General features: G+C 56.3%; 13 protein-coding genes. 1 reads left to right on the forward strand and 12 read right to left on the reverse strand.

Features of this window, described 5'->3' with window-relative positions; all coding sequences use genetic code 11:
* Nucleotides 1-19: 19 nt before the first annotated feature.
* The 7 genes from ACYVHC_RS10640 to ACYVHC_RS10670 all read right to left on the reverse strand — a co-directional run bounded on the left by ACYVHC_RS10640 (nt 20) and on the right by ACYVHC_RS10670 (nt 8372).
* A complete protein-coding gene (locus ACYVHC_RS10640; protein WP_460613704.1) occupies nt 20-568 on the reverse strand; it encodes a Riean_0653 family protein in 549 nt (182 codons plus the stop codon).
* A 315-nt stretch (nt 569-883) separates the two neighbouring features.
* Nucleotides 884-3160: an NADP-dependent malic enzyme gene (locus ACYVHC_RS10645; protein ID WP_460613705.1), complete on the reverse strand. Its 2277-nt coding sequence runs from the start codon at nt 3158-3160 to the stop codon at nt 884-886.
* Between the two features lie 174 nt (nt 3161-3334).
* Nucleotides 3335-3937: a hypothetical protein gene (locus ACYVHC_RS10650; protein WP_460613706.1), complete on the reverse strand. Its 603-nt coding sequence runs from the start codon at nt 3935-3937 to the stop codon at nt 3335-3337.
* Nucleotides 3938-4100: 163 nt separating this feature from the next.
* The gene (locus tag ACYVHC_RS10655; protein WP_460613707.1) at nt 4101-6101 is read right to left on the reverse strand and encodes a LysM peptidoglycan-binding domain-containing protein; all 2001 of its coding nucleotides are present in this window, start codon (nt 6099-6101) and stop codon (nt 4101-4103) included.
* Nucleotides 6102-6314: 213 nt separating this feature from the next.
* Nucleotides 6315-7754 (reverse strand): amidase, encoded by a 1440-nt coding sequence (gatA, locus tag ACYVHC_RS10660; RefSeq protein WP_460613708.1) that lies wholly within the window; start codon nt 7752-7754, stop codon nt 6315-6317.
* A 12-nt stretch (nt 7755-7766) separates the two neighbouring features.
* The gene (locus ACYVHC_RS10665; RefSeq protein ID WP_460613709.1) at nt 7767-8135 is read right to left on the reverse strand and encodes a Sec-independent protein translocase subunit TatA/TatB; all 369 of its coding nucleotides are present in this window, start codon (nt 8133-8135) and stop codon (nt 7767-7769) included.
* Nucleotides 8136-8147: 12 nt separating this feature from the next.
* Nucleotides 8148-8372, reverse strand: a complete 225-nt coding sequence (locus ACYVHC_RS10670) for a Sec-independent protein translocase subunit TatA/TatB (RefSeq protein WP_125435627.1) — start codon at nt 8370-8372, stop codon at nt 8148-8150.
* Between the two features lie 335 nt (nt 8373-8707).
* Here ACYVHC_RS10670 and ACYVHC_RS10675 point away from each other — a divergent pair, with 335 nt between their 5' ends.
* Entirely contained in the window at nt 8708-9664 is a 957-nt protein-coding gene (locus ACYVHC_RS10675; protein WP_460613710.1) for a GAF domain-containing DNA-binding protein, read from the forward strand.
* Nucleotides 9665-9903: 239 nt separating this feature from the next.
* Here the strand turns inward: ACYVHC_RS10675 and ACYVHC_RS10680 are convergent, their stop codons facing one another.
* The 5 genes from ACYVHC_RS10680 to dut form a co-directional block, all read right to left on the reverse strand.
* Nucleotides 9904-11271, reverse strand: coding sequence for a murein hydrolase activator EnvC family protein (locus tag ACYVHC_RS10680; RefSeq protein ID WP_460613711.1), 1368 nt, complete (start codon nt 11269-11271; stop codon nt 9904-9906).
* Nucleotides 11255-12028 (reverse strand): DUF4292 domain-containing protein, encoded by a 774-nt coding sequence (locus tag ACYVHC_RS10685; protein ID WP_460613712.1) that lies wholly within the window; start codon nt 12026-12028, stop codon nt 11255-11257. The genes ACYVHC_RS10680 and ACYVHC_RS10685 overlap by 17 nt, the downstream gene beginning before the upstream one ends.
* A complete protein-coding gene (locus ACYVHC_RS10690; RefSeq protein ID WP_460613713.1) occupies nt 12021-13826 on the reverse strand; it encodes a tetratricopeptide repeat protein in 1806 nt (601 codons plus the stop codon). The genes ACYVHC_RS10685 and ACYVHC_RS10690 overlap by 8 nt, the downstream gene beginning before the upstream one ends.
* A 115-nt stretch (nt 13827-13941) precedes the next feature.
* Nucleotides 13942-14952 carry a sugar phosphate nucleotidyltransferase gene (locus tag ACYVHC_RS10695; RefSeq protein ID WP_460613714.1) on the reverse strand — a complete coding sequence of 337 codons (1011 nt, stop codon included), beginning with the start codon at nt 14950-14952 and terminating at the stop codon, nt 13942-13944.
* A gap of 114 nt (nt 14953-15066) precedes the next feature.
* Complete coding sequence (dut, locus tag ACYVHC_RS10700) at nt 15067-15501, reverse strand: dUTP diphosphatase (protein ID WP_460613715.1); 435 nt, start codon at nt 15499-15501, stop codon at nt 15067-15069.
* Nucleotides 15502-15525 lie beyond the last annotated feature (24 nt).

The following is a 15525-nucleotide window of genomic DNA, read 5'->3' on the forward strand; positions in this document are numbered from 1 at the left end:
GTGCATTAAATGAGAGGCGTTAAAACCGTAAATCAAAGCGACCTTGGGTGAGTTCATGGGTTTCCGTACCAGTCTCTTCCTGCACTGTTGCATTGAAAGTGCCAGCTACCACGCGGGCCACTGTATCAAATCGTGTGATGACTAGCGTACCCGTGGCAAATGGACCTGTGAAATAAAAGCGTGGGAGAGCCAAACTTTTAGTCATTTGAAAACCAACGTAGACCGGATTATTATCGAATAAGCCGATGCTAGCAGATTCTTGCAGCCGATAATTTCCTGTTTGTGTAATATGTGGAATGAATATCCCTGCTGAGGTACCGTCGCTAGCACGGCTGAAGCCAAGGCGCAGAGTACGACCAGCAATCGTACGGTACCACTGTGCACCTGTTGCTGAACCGGAGCCAATAAGGTCACTAGCTTCAGGCATCCACGCCTTGCCATCAAGCAGGAAACCCGCCGTGTTCTTGCCCTCTTGCGTGGCGGAAGGCAGGCGCTCTAGCTCCGTTTTTTCTTTCTTGCAACCCGTAGCCAGCAGTAAGCCTAGCATTGAGAGTAGGCAACGGTTCATCGTAAAGGAGGGGGTAGCAGTGGGAACCAGTTTTTGCTAAAAAGTATCGCCGCAAGATGGCAGGAAAAGCACAGCGGCAGCGGTTCACGGCAAACCAAAAAGAAGCTACATCAGACTTTACCCGGCAGGGTTTGACCCCTCAAGCGACCTAGTAAAACAGCGCTATTTGCATTGACTGCTTGTAGCAGAAACTCTATTGTGGGCTGTAAAGCAGACTTTGCGTGAGCACAAAAAAGCAGCGCGGGCAATCTGAACTGCTGCCCGCAAAGTAGGCAACTTCAGATTACTCGCGCTGCTTAGAATGACAGCAGAAGCTTACAGCCCTTTTCCGTACGGATGCTGAGCATCAACCACCGCAATGGAGGCCATGTTCACGATTTCACGCACGGAAGCACCTAGCTGCAGGATGTGCACCGGCTTGCGCATGCCCATCAGTACCGGCCCGATTACCTCCGCGCCCCCAATCTCCTGGAGCACTTTGTAGGCAATGTTACCGCTAATCACGTTCGGGAAAATGAGCGTGTTGGCGCCGCCTTTGTCGGCGAGGGGCGAGAAGGGGTACTGCTCGCGTAGCAGCTCCGGGTTCAGGGCGGTGTTGGCCTGCATTTCACCGTCCACAATTAGCTCGGGGTAGCGCTCCTGAGCCAGCACGGTGGCGCGGCGGGCTTTGTCGGGCAGGTCACCGGGGTTCGAGCCGAAGTTAGAGTAGCTGATAACCGCCACCCGAGGCTCCGTGTCAAAAAACTTTACCGCCTGCGCCGTAAGGCCAATAATGCCCACCATTTCCTCGGCCGTGGGGTCGATGTTTACGGTGGTATCGGCAAAGAAGAACGGGCCTTTCTTGTGCTGAATGATGTACATGGAAGCCACGCGCTTCACGCCATCGGCCACGCCAATTACTTGCAACGAAGGAACAATAGACTTACCGTAGTCTTTGCTCAGACCCGTAATGAAGGCGTCGGCCTCACCGGTTTCCACCATCATGGAGCCAAAGTAGTTTCGCTCACGCAGCAGGCGGCGGCCTTCGTAGAGTGTGATGCCGCGGCGCTGGCGCTTTTCGTACAGCTTCTGGGCGTACTCTTCGCGCTTGGCCTCATCCTGCAGAATATCGATGATCTGGCAGCCTTCCAGGTCCAGGGAGTTTTCAGCGGCGATGCGTGCAATCTTCTCCCGGTTACCCAGCAAGATGGGCTCGGCAATGCCTTCGTCGTGCAGAATCTGGGCCGCTTTCAGGATTTTGTAGTTGTCGCCTTCGGCGAATACTACACGCTTGGGGTTACTGCGAGCCGCCTGCGTGATGCGGTTCATCAGCTTCTGGTTTACCCCCAGGCGGGCGCGCAAATCGTCTTCATACCCCATCCAGTCTTCAATCCGAAGCCGGGCTACGCCACTTTCCATAGCGGCTTTGGCTACGGCGGGGCTCACGGTGGTAATCAGACGTGGGTCGAGAGGTTTCGGAATCAGGTAGGTGCGGCCGAATGCCAGCGTATTGTCGCCGTAGGCCTTGTTTACCATATCCGGCACGGGCTCCTTAGCCAAGTCTGATAGCGCCTTCACGGCCGCCAGCTTCATGGCTTCGTTGATCTCCGTGGCCCGCACATCCAGGGCACCCCGGAAAATGTAGGGGAAGCCGAGTACGTTGTTTACTTGATTGGGGTGGTCGGAGCGGCCCGTTGCCATAATGATGTCGGGGCGGGTAGCCATGGCCACCTCGTAGGCAATTTCCGGATCAGGATTGGCCAGTGCAAATACGATGGGGTTGGCCGCCATTTTCAGCAGCAGCTCGGCGGGCAGGACATTGGCCGCGGAGAGACCCAGGAACACATCGGCGCCTTCCATGGCTTCGGCCAGGGTAGTGATGGGCCGGGTAGTGGCAAAGCGCAACTGCATGTCGGCCAGGTCGGTGCGGGCCGGCGTGATGATGCCGTCCTTATCAAACACCACTACGTTTTCTACTTTCAAGCCCAGCTCCAGGTACAGGCGCAGGCACGAAATGGCTGCAGCACCCGCGCCGCTTACCACTACGTTAATCTCCTCGATCTTCTTGCCCACTACCTCCAAACCGTTCAGCAGCGCCGCCGACGAAATGATGGCCGTGCCGTGCTGATCGTCGTGCATAAGCGGAATGTTCATCTGCTCCCGCAAGTCCGTTTCGATGCGGAAACACTCCGGAGCTTTGATGTCCTCGAGGTTGATGCCACCAAACGTAGGCTCCAGCGACTTTACAATGCGGATAAACTCGTCGGGGTCCGTGGCGTCGATTTCAATATCGAAGCAGTCGATGCCCGCGAATTTCTTGAACAATACGCCTTTGCCTTCCATTACGGGCTTAGAGGCATCGGGGCCAATGTTGCCCAGACCCAGTACGGCGGTACCGTTGCTGATAACACCTACTAGGTTGCCTTTGGCGGTATACTTATATACGTCGTCCTTGTTGGCTGCAATGGCTTTGCAGGGTTCGGCTACGCCTGGCGAGTAGGCCAGGGCCAAATCAAGTTGGGTACTGACGGGCTTGGTTGGGATTACCTCAATCTTGCCGGCGGGGGTGCGGGAGTGGTAATCGAGGGCGTCCTGTTTGTTTATTTTCAGCATTGTGTTGCTCGGGTGGGCTTTCTGTGAAAAGGCAAGAAAGCAATATGGGGCAAAATCGGACCGCCGCAAAGGTACTACCCACCGCCGGGATAGAAAAAATGCCCCGACCATTGTATAGTCGGGGCTTGAGGACGAGCGAGGGCCTAGGGCCAGATGGCTACTTACGGCCGTAGCTTACTGCACGGGCACATTCGTGAATTCGCCATTCACCATGATGTCAGCGCTGCGAGCAGGCCGGTTAGGCGTCAGGTCAGCGTAAGGGTCCGGCACTTCGCTCATGGTGAGGGCATAGGTGCCACTAATGAGGCCACGGCGAGCATCATAAGCGCTGATAGTTAAGTCGCCGGTAGTTTTATGAAGGCTGGCCCGGTATATTTTGCCCACAAGTGAGTTCTGGTCGCTGGAGTAGGTGAGCGTGTAGGTAGCCTGGGCAGGGTTATCCGTAGCGGCAACGGATTTCAGCGGGTACTTGCCCACCCGGCCCGGCGTAAGCTTGGTGTAATCGAGTAGGAAAACAACGTTATCCTCGGATGGGTCGCCGGAGCGAAACCGCAGCTCCAGGCCGCCGCCACTGTGCTTCACGGTGCCGGTTATGGCTGAGGGAGAGTGGCTTACCCCCGATGACTCGAAGCTGGCGGGGTAGTGTACCATCCGATCGAGCTTGTACTGAGCAATAACCGGGGCTTCGGGGGTTGGCTCGTTGTCTTCTTTCTGACAAGCGGTGGTGCCTAGCACTACTGCACTTAGGGCTAGAAATACGGGTAGAAAGGGGCGCATAGTAATACAATAAGAAGTAGAAGTGTACAGGTGTAAACCCAACAGTCGTGCCGAAAATCGAAAAATAAGTTCCCGGCTTTTTTACTTTTTCTGTTGGAGGCAAAAAAGAGCGAGCACCCTAGGGTGCTCGCTCTGGTAAACCTCGTGAAGAATAGTTAAGATACTAGCTGCGCACAATCAGCTTTTGCCCGGGCTTCACTTCATCCGACTTCAGGTTGTTCAGCTCTCGAAGTTTCTCCACCGTTAGGCCCTGGTAGCGCCGCGAGATGTTGTAGAGCGTGTCGCCGGGTTGCACGAGGTGCACTTCCGGTACTGGCAGGTTTGGGCGCGTGGCAGGGGTAGTGCGGGCCGCCTGGCGCACGGGTGCCTGAGCGGCGGCCGCTACTTCTCGGGTCGCCGCAGTCAGCTCAGCTACAGTTTCAGTGGTCTGGCGAAGATTCAGCTTTTGGCCGGGCGTCAGGGTAATGCCGTTGAGCTTATTCCAGGCCCTGAGCTGAGCAATGGTCACGCCATGGGTCCGGGCTACTTTTTCCAGGAAGTCGCCACGCTGCACCACATAGGTAGCTGGAGCTGTGGAGTCCTCTTCTGCTACAGGAGCTATGGGTGCCTCTGCTGCAGGGCGGGGACTAGTGCGAACGGTAGCGGGCTGCGTGCGCGATGTTGGTCGGCGGGCCACTACTGCCGGAATCGTATCCTCCTGGGCAGTGGCAGGAGCACTCGACCGGGAAGCACTCACGCGAACGGGAGCTACCGCAACCACCGGTGCCATAGGAGTACCGTCGGAGGTGCGGGGGCTTACGCTGGGCTGCTGCGCGGGAAGCGGTAAAAACACCACTAATTGCCGACGCGGCGCTAGGGCTGCGCTTTTGCCCAACCCATTCCAGCGCCGCACTTGCGCCGGGCTTACATCGTAGCGGTTCGCCACGGATGCCACCGTTTCACCGCGTTTTACGGTGTGGCGTACTCGGCGGAAGCGCGGCTGCGACTGAGCGGATGCTTCGCGAGGGGCACCATCGGCCACTAGGTTGCGGCTGGGGAAGGGGGTAGTACCGGTAAGCGCCACCATGCGCGGAGCCAGTGGGGAGGGCAACTCCGCCAGGGGGCGGCAGTATTCAAACAAGGTTTCCCGGTCCACAACGGCCAAGGAAGGACGAGCAGCGGCAGGCAGCTTCACAGCGTAGGGCCGGTAGCCGGCCGGTAGCCACGGCTTGCGCATTTCGGGGTTGAGCCGCACGATGGCCATGGAATCAGGTAACCCGCAGGCGCGGGCCAACCGGGTCAAATCAAAGGCGCGGCCGCCAAGCTGCAGCGTGTCCATCGGCTCGGCATACTGGTAGCGGAGGGTAGGAGAGTGCAACTGGTGCTGCTCGGCATACTTCATGGTGTACATGATGGCCGTGAAGGTGGGCACGTAATTGCGGGTTTCGGCAGGAAGATGGGAGTGTACTTCCCAGTAGTTGTTCTTGCCGGTGCGCCGTACTACCTTTTGCATGTTGCCAGCACCCCAGTTATAGGCTGCCAGTACCATTTCCCAGTCATGAAATACGCCATAGAGGTAGCGCAAATGCTTGCAGGCCGCCTCGGTAGCTTTCTCCGGGTCCATGCGCTCGTCCACCCATTCGTCGCGGCGCAGGCGCAAGTCGTTGGCGGTGGGGCCCATGAACTGCCAGAGCCCGGTAGCACCCACACGTGATTTAGCTGTCGGAATCAGCGCCGATTCTACTACAGCCAAATACTTCAAATCGGTGGGCAGATTGTACTTATCTAGATATTTCTCAAAGAGCGGGAAATAGAGGTTTTCGCGTTCCAGCACGCGCTGCGTGTACGCGCGCTGCCGCTCCGTAAATAGCCGCACAAAAGCCATTACATGGGAGTTGAACACATGTGGCACATCGGCTTCTATGCAGCCAATTCGGTCACCTACTAGGTCGCGCAGCTCTGGAGGCGTACGCAGCCACGCCAGCCGTACAGAGTCAATCTGGGCCGGGACGGCCACTAGTGAATCAGGAAGTAGCTCCAAGTTTACCCGCAAGGAGTCGGTGGGGAGCAGGGGCTGTTCAGCGGGAACCGTGGGAAGTTCGGGCCTTACTTGGGCGGCGGCGGGGCGCGCTACCGAAGCGGCAAACAACAGGACAACAACTGCACGCAACAACGACTTCTTCATCTTACATATAAACTGGAGGAGGAAGGCTAGCACCTCAAATAGCTGAGCATCAGCCCGGCGTGTGCCCAAAAATAGCACTGATTCAGTTAAAAGCCAGCCCTGAAGCCAAAACGAGTACTCCGAAACAGCACTTCGGCAGGCGTAACAGCAGCTACTAGGTAGGCTGTCGGGCCAAAGTGGCGCTTCGGAGTACTCGTTTTTAAAGCCGAAATCTTATACCGTAGCGGGCGCTAGGGTTTCGGTTACGGAGCCGGCAAAGGCTAGTAAATGCTCTTCGCGGAAGGCTCCGCTCAAAATCTGCAAGCCAATTGGCAGGCCCTGCGAGTCGTGCCCGGCAGGTACTGAAATGGCCGGTACACCAGCCAAGGAGGCCTGCACCGTGAAAATATCAGCCAGGTACATGGCCAGCGTATCCTTGTTTACATCGCCAATACGGAAGGCCGTGGTAGGCGTAGTTGGCAGCACCAGGAAGTCGTACTCCCGCAGCAGCTCGTCAGTCTTTTCCTTAATGAGCCGGCGTACTTTCTGGGCCTTGGTGTAGTAGGCATCGTAGTAGCTGGCGCTAAGCACAAACGTGCCAAGCAGAATCCGGCGCTGTACCTCGGGGCCGAAACCCTGCGCGCGCGTCTTCTTATACAACGACTCCAGATCCGTAGCGTCGGGGGCGCGGTAGCCAAACTTCACCCCATCGTAGCGGCTCAGGTTAGAGCTAGCTTCAGCGGTGGTGAGGATGTAGTAGGTCGGAACGATATAGTCGAGGTAGGGGAACTCTACCGGCTCTACTAGGTGCCCTTGACTGCGGAACCGCTCCAAGGCTTGCTCGGTAGCTTCTTTAATCTCGGGGTTCAAACCGGGGCGCTCCAGGCAATCTTGAATGTAGCCGATGCGATAGTGCGGTGCCGGTGCCAGATGCTGACTATACGCCGGAACCTCGCGCTGGCTAACAGTACTGTCGAACGTATCAGGGCCGGCCATCACTTCCAGCAGCAGCGCAGCATCTTCCACTGAGCGGGTCAGCGTACCAATTTGGTCGAAGGAAGAGGCATAAGCAATCAGGCCGTAGCGGGAAATGCGCGAATACGTTGGCTTGAAGCCCACAATCCCGCAAAATGCCGCCGGCTGCCGCACCGAGCCGCCCGTATCGGAGCCGATAGAGGCCAAGCACATATCGGCCTGCACCGCCACCGCCGAGCCACCCGACGAACCGCCGGGCACACGCTCCGGGTCGATTTCGTTGCGGGCCGGCCCGAAATAGGATGTCTCGTTGGAGGCGCCCATCGCAAATTCGTCGCAGTTCTGGCGGCCAATCAAAATAGCATCCTCATCGAGGAGGCGCTGCACTGCCGTGCCCGTAAACAACGACTTAAAGCCATCCAGAATACGGCTGCTGCTTTGCAACGCGTGGCCTTCGTAGGCCAGCACATCTTTAAGCCCGATGACCATACCCGCGAGCTTGCCGGCCGTACCGGCTGCCAGCTTGGCATCAACGGCCTCGGCCTGGGCTAAGGCTTCTTCGGGCCACACCTCCAGAAAGGCGTTGAGGTGTTCTTTGCGGCGGATGTTATCCAGATAATACTCCACGAGCTGACGGCAGGTCGTGGTGCCTGCCGTCAGCTCGTGGCGAACTTCCGTGAGAGAGGTAAAGCGTCTCAAGACGAATAGGGTTTAGTTCATTTGGTCGAGGCGGGGGCGCTCCTCGGGGGTAGGCGTAACGGGAGGCGTTATACCACCGTCCATGGGCGGGGCCACCGGCATGGCAGCCGGGGCTTCAGCTACCGGGGCAACGGGTGCTACCGGAGCCTGGTAGGGCTGCTGATTGAATTGCTGCTGATACGGCTGCTGGGGCTGACCGGAATTCTCGATTTCGCTGCGGATTTCACGCGAAGCATCTTTGAATTCACGGATGCCTTTGCCTAGGCCGCGCGCTAGCTCAGGAATCTTGTTGGCGCCGAAGAAGATCAGAATGACCACCATGATGAGCATCAGCTCACCACCACCAAGGTCACCCAAAAACAGGAGTGTGGGCGTGTTCATCGTCGAAAAAACTTAAAGGCGAGGAGCCGTAGGATCGTTCGGATTTACTGGCCGGTCGCGGAACTCAGGCTTCTCTTCCTTGGAAGCATCCTTGAACTCCCGAATGCCCTGGCCCATGCCCCGGAACAGCTCCGGAATGCGTTTGGCGCCAAACAACAGGATAATAGCAAGACCGATAAGCAGAAGCTCGGTGCCTCCGAAGTTACCGATTCCTAACAGCAGGGTGGCAAAGTTCATAGGGGGAAGGCCAGAAGGCCAGATTAATAGGTGGCAAAGCTACGTATACGCAGCTTAGTGTGCTTCGGGATTGGTAAAGGTACCGCATAATTTCAAAATCAGTTCCCTTAGCACCCTCGTTACTGTTTAGTAAACGTAACTCACAGAAGTCTGGTGGGATCAATAGTACGACCTAAGGTGTAAATGAACCGCTTTAGCCAGATAAGCACCTAGTCCAACGAGCGAAATGGGATGTTTAACGTTTCAATTAGGTAATTTGAAGAATTTACAGCCTATTTTGGTGATGGTCCTTTTGCCGCCTGTTTAGGTGTGCGTTCCTTTGTGTTTTCTTCGTAATGCCTACCAAACAGTCTAGTTCCGCACGAGCTGCCAAGTCCGCAGTTGGCTACCCCGACGAAACAGCCCGACTAGAAGCGCTGCGCAACTATCAGATACTGGATACTCCCCCCGAGTCTGCCTTTGACGACTTAGTGCGGCTAGCAGCGTATATCTGCGGTACCCCTATTTCTTTGGTGTCGTTAATTGATGCCGAGCGACAGTGGTTCAAGGCCAAAGTAGGCTTGCCCGGGATAGACAGCACGGCACGGGAATTGGCTTTTTGCCAGCACGCCATCTTATCGGATAAAGTGTACGAGGTAGAAGACGCCACCCAGGACCCCTTGTTCCGGGATAACGACTTAGTAACCGGCAGCCCTGACATTCGCTTCTATGCCGGAGCACCCCTCATTACGCCCGATGGGCAGGCGCTGGGCACCATCTGTGCCATTGATAAAGTGCCCCGCCGGCTTGATGACTCGCAACGGGAAGCCCTGCTGATACTGGCCCGGGAGGTAGTGTCGCACCTAGAGCTACGCCGGGCACGCATGCAGCTAGAGGAGGAAAAGCAAAAAATGGAAGGCTTGCTGCAGATGGCCAACGACACCGCCCAATCGCTCTACCTCAGCAGCGGGCAAAATGAAATTTTTATCAAGCAGGACCACAAGCTGGTGCGGGTAAATGCCGTTGAAATCAGCTACGTAGAGGCCCTAGGCGATTACGTGAACATCTATACGGCGCGCGAGCGGTACACCGTGTACAGCACTATGAAGGAGCTGGAAACCAAGCTGCCCCTTCGGGATTTTGCCCGCGTACACCGCAAATACATTGTGCGCCTCGACCGCATAATGGCCATTGAAAACGATGCGGTAATTGTGGAAGCTGGCCGGAGCGCGGAGCGTGCTACCAGCCTGTTGCCGGTGCCCATTGGCAGCTCCTATAAGGCTACTCTACTCAGCCGTCTGAACTTGGTGTAACTCCTGAGCTGGGGCTGCATTCAAATGTTTATAATTCGCCGAGTTATTACGTTCGTTCAGCGAAATAGCTAGCATGTATAATACTATCTACGTTATCTTTCGTCATGTTATCGGGGATTACCCTGGAAGTGACTACTGCCCTAGGGCGGGTGTTATACCAGGGGAGGGATTCTGATAGCTAAGTTTGTTTTCATAGCTTAGAAAGACACCGCACTTTGTGCGGTGTTTTTTTGTGCTAATTACTTTTGGCCCAGCCAGTTTTCAGGATTGAGGTTGGAGCTGTTGTGCCACACCTGAAACTGCACTTCCGAGGTGCCTTCCGCGTCCGTAGAAACCGTTCCAATGGTCTGGCGGGCACTGATGGTCTGGCCCTCGCTTACGCTCACATTGCGCAGCTTGGCGTACACGGTAAAGTAGTCGCCGTGCTGCACCATCACAATAGTGTTCATGCCGGGCACGCTGGCTACGGTCAATACCTTGCCACTGAATACGGCGCGCACTGGTTCACCGGAGTTCGTCTGGATATCAACCCCCCGGTTTTCTACTACCACATTCTTTAGCACCGGATGGTTGTGGCGCCCAAAGTGCTGGCTAATGAAGCCGCGCCCAACGGGCCAGGGCAGGCGGCCACGGTTGTCGCGGAAGGAAGCGGCCAGCTCGGCAGATTCGGGTGTCAGTGTTACCCGGTCTACGCGTTCAGCGGCGGCCTCGGCGGCTTCCGTTTCGGCGTTGGCCCGGGAGGTAGCGCTAGGGCTGCGAGTGGGAGCGGTGCCGGCGGCCGCCCGGGCCGCGGCCGCTTTGGCCGCTGCTGCCCGCTTGGCCGCCGCAATACGAGCCGCGCGGGCAATTTCTTCGCGCACACGTTGGGCAATCAGGTTGTCCAATCGGCTTACGGCCTGCTGGCGCGCGGCCAGTTCCTTGCGTAGGGTTTCTTCCTGCTGGGTGAGCTTGGTTACTACCTGGTCTTGCTGGCTTTTTAGGGTTAACAGGTTTTTCTTTTCCGAAAGCTGCGATGAAAGCAACGAGCCCTTCTCTTCCTGCTTTTCCTTGAGGCCCGTCAGCTGGGAGTTAAGGCGCTGCTGGGCCTGGGTGATTTGGGCGGCCTGAGCCTTGCGCACTTCCGTGTACTGCCGGATATAGCGCAGACGCAGCATAAACTGGTTAAATGATTCCGAGGCAAACAGGAACATGACCCGGTTATAGCCGTTTGCCGTTTTGGAACCCGTGTAAATCAGGCGAGCATATTCGGCTTTCAGCTGCTCCAGGCTCTGGCGCGTGCGCTGCACTTGGTTTTCGGTCTGGCGTACATCAGTTTCAAGGTAACGCAACTCGTTGCTGATGTTCTTGATGATGCCCTGCTGCGACGTGAGCTTTTCTTTTAGAGCGTTCAACTGCCCCACGGAGGCCTGTTTCTGCTGTTGGGTTTGCTCCAGAATGCGGCTGGTTTCCTGAATCCGCTTAAGAGTCAGGCGCCGCTCGCGCTCCAGTTGGGCCTTCGTTTTCTGCCGGCCTGAGCTAGCACGCTGCGCCCATACGGAGCTACTGCTGCCAAGCCATAGCAGCATGCCAATCACCAGCCACAGCCAGCGCTTACTTTTTCCGAACATAGCCTTTGGGTACCGAGAACGGGAAAGCTAGTCTTTCTTTATCTAAGTCGATGTTTCGGAAGCTCACAGAGGCCGTGGCCGGAGCCGTGCTTTTCGCTTGCTTCAGGTTCAGCAGCATAGCGTGCGCGAAAAGCTGCATGTTGGGCGTCAGGGGCTGAAAGTCAGAGTAATCAACCGTGATGCTGTTTTGCGAGGACTGCTCTAGCACTGAAAGCTGCTGGACCCGGGCTTTAGCCACATCAATAAGCTGCTTTACCAGTAAGCCGCTCTGCTCATACGTTACATTCTGCATGTCGCCTTCTGTGGCAACTTGCGGCGTTACTTCGCTGCCCGGGCTAGCAGGAAGGTAGTCGCCGAGAAGCAAGGCCTGAACGCGCTCAAACGTTACGGGTACGTTCAGCAGGCGACTCAGGTAGGCATAGTCGCCGGCATAATACTCGCGTTGCAACGGAAACAGCACCTTCACTGAGTCGCGGGTAATGTAGGCCCGGAAGCCCTCGATGCCGAGAGAAGCGGAAAGCCAGATAACACTGTCGCGGCGCACGCGCACGTTTAGGTTGGCCGTTTGCTGAAGCCCCGGAAAGTCAATGGCTACTTTGCCCTTGGCTTTCAGGTAGCGAAAGTCCACGTTGGTGGCCTTCACCATTTCGGGCGTTTTGGTGCGGGTAGTGGCAGATCGGCCAGTGAGCAGTTTGCGGTTACAGCTGCCTAGCAGCAATACGGCGCTCAACAGCACCAGCACGAGGCGGTTACTCATACAGTTTCTTGTCTTTAATCTTTCGATCAATAAGCGGGGAAGCGCCGCCAGTTTTTTTAGCGCGTTGCCATTCCGCTAGCGCTTTGTCTTGCTCGCCAAGTTGGAACAGCACGTCGCCATAGTGCTCGATAACGGTGGCGTCTTTGGAGGTTTTGAGCGCTTTCTCTAACTGCTGCCGGGCACCGGAGTAGTCTTTCATCCGGTACAGTACCCAAGCGTAGGTATCGAGGTACGTGTCGTTGTCGGGGTTTTGCTTCACCAGCTTGCCCGACATTTCTTTGGCCTTGTCCAGCTTTTCGCCCCGCAGTGAGAGGTAGTAGCTGTAGTTGTTCAGGGCCTGCGCATTGTTGGCATCAAATACCAGCGCCGCTTCATACGCCGCATCCGACTTAGGATAATCTTTCAGCTCGTGATATACGTCGCCGAGTTGCGTGTCGAACTGGGCTAGTAATTCGGGGTTGTCGGTGGCGAGTTTACGGCCGTACTCCAGGGCTTTCAGGGCTTTGGTAGGCTGCTTTTTCAGCTGTTGCCCCACGCCATTGTAAAACCACAACGAGGCCTGGTTTGGGAAAAGCTCCAGGGCCTGCTCCGTGTGCAACAGCAACGAATCAACCTGATTTAGCTCGGCATCAATGAGCACTACCTGCTGCCAGATCTGATACCGGGAGTTATCAAGCTTAATGGCTTTCTGATAGTTAGCGCGGGCCGCTGCCCGGTTTCCCGTTACGGTCTGGATGTCGCCGGCAATGGAAAAGGCCTTGGCTTCGCGCGGATGTACACGGGTAGTAATGGCGGCCAGATCCTGCGCGGTCTGGTTAAGGGCTGGGTTAGGAAGCTGCCGGATGTAGTCGACCAGAATCCGCACTTTGTCATCAATATCCAGCAGGGGGCTGGCAAACGCCAGCTTAATCTGCTTTTCTGATTCCTGTGGATTGTTCTGCAACCGGTACACATCGGCCAGAATCATGCGGGCCCGGGGGTTATCGGGGTCCTGCTTCAGGGCTAACTCCGCCGACCGGATGGCATCGGGGAAGCGGTTGTTGGTAGCGTACAGTTGCGCCTGGGCCAACACGTAGCGCACCTGGTCGGGGTTAGCTGTAATCAGCGACTCACCTTCCCGCAGCGCCTTGTCGAGGTTGTTTTGCTTCAGATAAATCTGCTGCTTTTTGAATGACACCTCATCGAGCTGGCCAAACTGCTTTTCCGCCTGATCAAAGGTGGCTAGCGCCTCATTCAGCTTGCCCTGAGCGATGTACAGATCAGCCAGATTAAAGAGGTAGTAACCTGAGTTAGGCACCTCTTTGATAAGCGTATTGTACACCTGCGCGGCCTGGTCGTACTGCTTCTGCGACGTGTAAATCTGAGCGAGCAGCAGATGGTAGTAGGCGTTTTTAGGGTCCAGCTTCACGGCAATCTGCCCGAAGTTGGTAGCATCTTGCAGGTTGCCGCTTAGCAGGTTGGTTTCGGCTATTTTGTAGTTGACGGCGGCATTGGTTGGGTTCAGGGCATACGCCTTGAGCAGGCGCTCCAGTGCCTTGTTATAATCTTCCAGCATTAAATACCGAACCCCGTCGACAAAGAAGGACTCGCTCATTTCGCGCTCCTTTTCCGACAGGGTTGGTTTTTGCTGGGCCGCCGTAGCCAACGCGGCTCGGCGCGCCAGTTCTTTGCGCTCTTTGCGCGTCAGCTTGCGGGGTTTCTCCTGTTTGGGAGAAGGGCTAGCTGTTTTTTGGGCGTACGTCGGCCCGGCCAGAAACAGGCCGAGCAGAAGTACCGAAAAGATGCCAAATCGACTCATGAATAACAGTAGCGCAAGCCTTGCAGCCGCGTTTTGGACAAGAGGAAACCTAACCCCCAACAAACCAGACCTGAAAAAGGCCCGCGCTACTGAAACGCCAGGAGACGCAAAATTATCACACGCGCAGCGTGTTATAATCACCTAGGCTCAGGTCGTGGGGGGTGCCGGCTACGGTAGCGTGGTTGCCAACCATAGAGTTGGTCAGGCTGGAGTTCAGTACCGAGGCCGACTGCTGCACGATAGAGTTTGAAACGACTGACGCGCGTACGTTGGTATGGTTGCCTAGCGAAACGTGCGGACCCACCACCGAATCGGTGATGATAACGCCCTCCCCAATATACACTGGCGGAATTAGTACAGAGTTGGTGATGGTAGCCGATTTAGATACCAACTCCTCGCCGCGCTCCTGCAAATACTCCAGGTAGCGCTGGTTGGTGAAGACGGTAGCGTCTTTGTTGCCGCAGTCGAGCCACTCAGTTACGCGGCCGGGCACGAAGGTGGTGCCTTTGTTCTTCATGTTCTCGAGGGCATTAGTGAGCTGGTACTCGCCTTTGTCCTTGATATCGTTGTCGAGCAGGTATTGCAGCTCGTTTTTCAGGTATTCGCCATCCTTGAAGTAGTAGATGCCGATGATAGCCAGGTCAGAAACAAACTCCTGGGGTTTCTCCACGAAATCCGTAATCTGGCCCTGCTCATCCAGCTTCACTACGCCGAAGGGCTTGGGGTCATCTACGCGCTGCACCCAAATGGTGCCTTCAGCTGAGGAGTCGAGGATGAAATCAGCTTTGAACAGCGTGTCGGCAAAAGCTACTACCACGGGTCCATCGAGGGCCGACTTAGCGCACAGAATAGCATGGGCGGTGCCCAGGGGCTCGTCCTGGTAATGGATAGTGCCTTTGGCGCCTACTGATTCGGCAATTTGTACCAGGCTTTTCTCTACCTCCGCCCCAAAGCGCCCGATGATGAAGGCCACTTCTTCTACCTGTTCGCCGCACACTTTGGCAATATCCTCCACCAGCCGTTGCACAATGGGTTTGCCAGCAATAGGAATAAGAGGCTTAGGAACGGTAAGGGTGTGGGGGCGCATGCGCTTCCCCATGCCAGCCATCGGGACGATGATTTTCATAGATGTGGACTAGTAAGGGTGTACTGTTGAATTGGAAAGGGTAGAAAAAGCCGTGCGTTTACTAGGTCTGGATGAGAGGCAAACCCTTTCAGGGACCCACTGCGCGCAGCCGTACTAATGAACTCCGGTGCTGCCGTAGCCGCCCTGGCCACGCTCAGTTTCGCTGAGCGTTTCCACGGGCTGCCACTGTACGGTTTCATGGCGGGCAACAACCAACTGGGCAATCCGCTCGCCATCCTGTACTACGAACTCCTGGTCGGACAGATTCACGAGCAGCACTTTCAGCTCGCCACGGTAATCTGCATCGATGGTGCCGGGGCTATTTACTAGGCCAATACCGTGCTTGAAGGCCAACCCGCTGCGGGGCCGAACCTGCATTTCGTAGCCAACCGGAATTTCCAGAAACAGGCCCGTAGGTACCAGGGCGCGTTGCAAGGGCTTCAACGTAACGGGCGCCTCGAGGTTGGCCCGCACATCCATTCCGGCGGCGTGGGCAGTCTGGTAAGCGGGCAGCGGATGCCGGGAAGTATTGATAATAGGAATCTGCATGTACTAAGGGCCAAAACGGGTGGC

The sequence above is a fragment of the Hymenobacter seoulensis genome, from assembly GCF_054780535.1.